The following is a 4400-nucleotide window of genomic DNA, read 5'->3' as shown; positions in this document are numbered from 1 at the left end:
ACAAAACTCCGTATGAAGTGTTTTTCAGTGAAATGAGTAAAAGATTAGCTAGCTAATTTAGGTGGAAATTGCACTTGTTGTTGGAATTGGCGGTATAAATAACAATCATAAACCATGATAGTTATTTATCTGTTTTAAGGTTGTTCTATATATAATGATGTTGAATAAATAGTTAGTGACTATTCAAGTATTAATTTATTTGCCTAATGCCCTATTTACCATCATTTCAACATCTTCTGTCATATTTAGAGGTAGTAATGTAATATTTATATTTTTGTTAGCATAAACTCTAAAAATTTCATCTGCAAAGGCTTGTCCAATGCTACTAACATCTTCAAAGTCAAATATCACATTTTCAAATTTTTCTACACGGGTTAATAACCTTTTTGCTTGAGAACGTGAAACCAATTTCTCATTTCCATATTGAGCTAATTTTACAGGAATCACTGTTTTATTAAATTGAGAAGTTTCAATTCCTTTTATATCATCTGTATACTCACTAAATATATTCTTTATTTGACGATCTGATACAAGATTTATCACCATTACAACCATTGTTCCCTGTTCTTCAAATTGTGTTTGAGAATCAAATAAGTAGTCAAAACAATACTCAGTATTATGAGAGTAGTTTAAACCTTTAGATTCAATTTCGAATTCATCAAACATACGAGAAGTAAAAAATATTCCTTCTCCTGTATGATTTTCTGGATCAGTTGTTAACTTACCCTTCGATAATTCCATAATGGCATGTCTTTCATCTGATAAATCACATAGCCTTGTAATTCTTTGAAAAATTCCTTCTCCATCATCAATAACAAACATTTGAATTTTTTCTTTATCTCTAAATATATTCATATATACTGTTTCACCCGCTGAGTGATCTATAACATTATTTACCATTTCTGTAAAACCATAATGGCAGATATCTGTAACATTATCTAAAACACCTTCAAATATAAATGAAAAATGATTTCTCCATATTGTGTCTTCAGAAAGTTCTTTGGTTAAAGGCAATGCTATATTATAATTACGTACTGCTCCAAGTGAGTAACTTTTACCTTTACCCCTACCTATGGAAGATAAGCGTTCTTCTTTTTCTAAACGTTTAATATGATTATAAACAGCTTGAGGAGTTATATTAAATATTTTGGCAATGTGATTAGATATATCCTTAGGATGATGAACTACATCCCTAAGAATTTGCGTTCTTATTCTTAAACCTTTTTCTTTATTATTCATAATCTATCCTTTAAGAAAGTATTTTACTTAAAGGATGTTGTTGTTTTACTTAAAGGACTACTAATTATCTTTATCAAACAAATATAAAAGTAAAAAAGGTAGAATCTGTAACTAAAAGTTTGTATTTGAGCATAATCACTAACAAAACCTAGCAACGACCACTTAAGTGTCGTTGTAGTCAAACGTTATGTGTCAAAACAAACGCACTTTGCTGATTTCTAGATAAGATTAGCAATATATAGTATTAAAAAATAAAAGGAATATTATGTTAAAAGTAGTATTAATGTTAATCGTATCATCAGTTATCCTATTTGGAGCGACAGAAAGTTTTTATAAAAAGAAGTATGATTTTTATATTAAAAAAGTAGAAAAGTCTTTTAAGCAATGGCAACATTTAGAGCTACTAACATCACTTAGTGAAAATTTTTTATCACAGACCAGTAGCCTAAACAACCAAATATATGGTTACTTAGATGAGACAGAGGAATCAAGGGATGCGAGACAAGAAGAAAGGGATGCAGAAAAAGCACTTAAAATTGAACAGCAAGAAGCTAAAGAAGAGCATAATACATATATAGAGTACATAGATAAAATTACTGAGCTTAGTTTTACAGCAGAAGAAGAGTTAGGTAAACTTCCTGAATGGTTTAAAGTACCTGAGGAAAAGAAAGGTAATTTTTAAATTTATCGTATAGTTCTTAATAAAATAAGTAAGAACATTCCAATGCACATAACAAAACGTAGCAACAAAAATATGTTACCTAAGCCGATTTTTAGCTTTGAGAACTTCAAAGATTTAATTACCATTGTATAATGCAAAAGACTACAAAAACGGGTAACATATTTTTGTACTCAACCGTTGTGTTGCATTATGATATTACTTAAAAAAGGAACTTACAAATGGATATTATCTTAATTGCTCTTGATGGTTTATCACTTCTACTCACAGTAGCGTTAATAATTACTCTCAAAAAAAATATGTTTTACACTAAAAAATATTCAAATATTATTAGCATAGATGAAGAAATTATTAAGTCTCAAAGAGAAAATTGAAAAAACAATAACTGATTTAAAGCAAAGCTATAAAGAGAAAAAAGTCATTTTTGATAAACTACTAAAACAAGTGGCAATTTATGATGAAGAAATTGAACTTGCTGAATTAGGATTTTATAAACCACATTTTGATTTTGATACATCTGAAAAATATAAAGAAGAAATGATTAGTGGTAAAACTGCAATTTACTCTACAACGGAATGGACAGTTGAAGGTAGTAAAGCAAAAGGTCGTACTATGTCAAATCGCGGGATTAGATTAACAGCAAGAGCTTTTAATAATGAATGTGACTCTGCTACATCAAATGTAGCTTGGAATAATATTGAAAGAATGGAACAAAGGATTATAAAAGCCTTTGAAGCAATAAATAAACTGAATGAATCTAATCATATTGTTATAGAATATGATTACTTAGAGTCAAAAATAAAAGAATTAAAGCTTACTCATGAATATAAAGAAAAAAAGCATGATGAAAAAGAGGAACAAGCTGAAATCAGAAGACAAATGAGAGAAGAGGCTAAACTTCAACAGGAAGTTGAAAAGGCTCAAAAAGATGAAGATAAGTATCAGAAATTATTAGACAAAGCTAAAAATGAAGCCGAAAAAGCAAGTGGTGAGGAACTAAATAAGTTACAAGAAACTATAAAAGCATTAAATTTATATTTAGAAGAAGCACATGCAAAAAATGAAAGAGCAAAATCAATGGCACAACAAACAAAATCAGGTCATGTTTATGTAATTTCAAATATAGGTTCATTTGGAGAGAATGTCTATAAGATTGGTATGACAAGAAGACTTGAGCCACTAGATAGAGTTAAAGAGCTAGGAGATGCAAGTGTCCCATTTATATTTGATGTTCATGCAATGATTTATTCAGATGATGCACCTGCACTTGAAAATTCTTTACATAAATTATTTGATTCACAAAGAGTGAATTTAGTTAATTCAAGAAAAGAATTTTTCAAGGTAACATTAGAAGAGATTGAGACACAAGCTAAAAAAACATCAGATAGTATAGAATTTATTAAAACAGCTGAAGCTAAAGATTATAATGAATCAAAAGCTATAAGAATGCAACTTCAGAATAAAGCTGATATTAAATATGAGCTACCAGAAGAGCTCTAAGAACACAACAAGTACGAGAGACTGTGAAATAACTAAATCCAAAGCAGTCGCATAAATTACAAAAATTCTAACACAAACACCTTAATATCAAGCATCTTTAAACTTCTAAAATAGTATAATATCACTAATGATAGTTCGTAATACATGGGCTTTAAGAGGTATTTATGAGTGAAAAGTATAAAGAGGGCTTAAACCGTAATCAACAACAGTTTTTTCCTCCAAGTCTTGATGAATATGTAGATGAAATTTTATATTTGAGAAAAGAAAATCATAAAAAAAATTTCAATCTCTTAAAACACTATTATACTAGCATGTACCAAGAGTATCAAAAAGAAAAAGATGAAATATCTTCTTTAAAAGAGAGAAAAAAAACTTTATCTAGAGTAAAAGATATCCAAGAGATAGATAAAAAGATCTCAAAACATATTGAAATCTTAAAAAGGTTTAAAAGAGAAATTGAAAACCTTGGAATAAAAAAAGTCAAACAAGATTATCTTAAATCACACTCTACTCTGAATCAATTTAATAATGTCTTTGAACAAGAAGATGAGAAAACAGAATATACCTTAAGTCAGGAAGAGGATAAAGAGCTTAAAACTCTTTATAAAAAAGCTGCACATATGTGTCATCCAGATATAGTCTTGAGTTCTAAAAAAGATGATGCTCAAGATATTTTTCAAGAACTAAATAAGGCTTATATAAATAAAGATTTAAAACTTATTCAAGAAATCGTACTATTCTTAGGTAATGGTGAACTTTTCAATAAAAATATTTTTCATATAGATGATGAAGATTTTGTACAAAAAACATTAAAAGAATTAACTTTAAAAAAAGAGACTATTCAAGATAGTATAGACTTTATAAAACACGAGCATGAATTTAGTTTCGCCAATTCCAACAACAAGTGCAATTTCCACCTAAATTAGCTAGCTAATCTTTTACTCATTTCACTGAAAAACACTTCATACGGAGTTTTGTATTT

At 28.5% G+C, this 4400-nt stretch carries 5 protein-coding genes; 4 read left to right on the top strand and 1 reads right to left on the bottom strand.

What is annotated here, in order from left to right; genetic code table 11:
• Positions 1 to 195: 195 nt before the first annotated feature.
• Positions 196 to 1239, bottom strand: coding sequence for a DUF4325 domain-containing protein (locus QZZ48_RS14355; protein WP_294966944.1), 1044 nt, complete (start codon positions 1237 to 1239; stop codon positions 196 to 198).
• Between the two features lie 265 nt (positions 1240 to 1504).
• Here QZZ48_RS14355 and QZZ48_RS14350 point away from each other — a divergent pair, with 265 nt between their 5' ends.
• The 4 genes from QZZ48_RS14350 to QZZ48_RS14335 all read left to right on the top strand — a co-directional run bounded on the left by QZZ48_RS14350 (position 1505) and on the right by QZZ48_RS14335 (position 4344).
• On the top strand, positions 1505 to 1921 hold the full coding sequence (locus QZZ48_RS14350; RefSeq protein ID WP_294966943.1) for a hypothetical protein: 417 nt from the start codon (positions 1505 to 1507) through the stop codon (positions 1919 to 1921).
• Positions 1922 to 2139: 218 nt separating this feature from the next.
• Positions 2140 to 2292: a hypothetical protein gene (locus QZZ48_RS14345; RefSeq protein ID WP_294966942.1), complete on the top strand. Its 153-nt coding sequence runs from the start codon at positions 2140 to 2142 to the stop codon at positions 2290 to 2292.
• The gene (locus QZZ48_RS14340; RefSeq protein ID WP_294966941.1) at positions 2258 to 3418 is read left to right on the top strand and encodes a DUF4041 domain-containing protein; all 1161 of its coding nucleotides are present in this window, start codon (positions 2258 to 2260) and stop codon (positions 3416 to 3418) included. Before QZZ48_RS14345 ends, QZZ48_RS14340 begins: the two co-directional genes overlap by 35 nt.
• Positions 3419 to 3582: 164 nt before the next feature.
• Positions 3583 to 4344 (top strand): hypothetical protein, encoded by a 762-nt coding sequence (locus tag QZZ48_RS14335; RefSeq protein ID WP_294966940.1) that lies wholly within the window; start codon positions 3583 to 3585, stop codon positions 4342 to 4344.
• Positions 4345 to 4400 lie beyond the last annotated feature (56 nt).

The sequence above is a fragment of the Sulfurimonas sp. genome, assembly GCF_016744025.1.
Taxonomy (GTDB): domain Bacteria; phylum Campylobacterota; class Campylobacteria; order Campylobacterales; family Sulfurimonadaceae; genus Sulfurimonas.
This window is presented reverse-complemented; position numbering and strand designations above follow the sequence as displayed.

Excerpts from the sequence above, each read along its gene's own strand:
- QZZ48_RS14355 (WP_294966944.1), bottom strand. The coding sequence starts at position 1,239 with ATGAATAATAAAGAAAAAGGTTTAAGAATAAGAACGCAAATTCTTAGG.
- QZZ48_RS14350 (WP_294966943.1), top strand. The coding sequence starts at position 1,505 with ATGTTAAAAGTAGTATTAATGTTAATCGTATCATCAGTTATCCTATTT.
- QZZ48_RS14345 (WP_294966942.1), top strand. The coding sequence starts at position 2,140 with ATGGATATTATCTTAATTGCTCTTGATGGTTTATCACTTCTACTCACA.
- QZZ48_RS14340 (WP_294966941.1), top strand. The coding sequence starts at position 2,258 with ATGAAGAAATTATTAAGTCTCAAAGAGAAAATTGAAAAAACAATAACT.
- QZZ48_RS14335 (WP_294966940.1), top strand. The coding sequence starts at position 3,583 with ATGAGTGAAAAGTATAAAGAGGGCTTAAACCGTAATCAACAACAGTTT.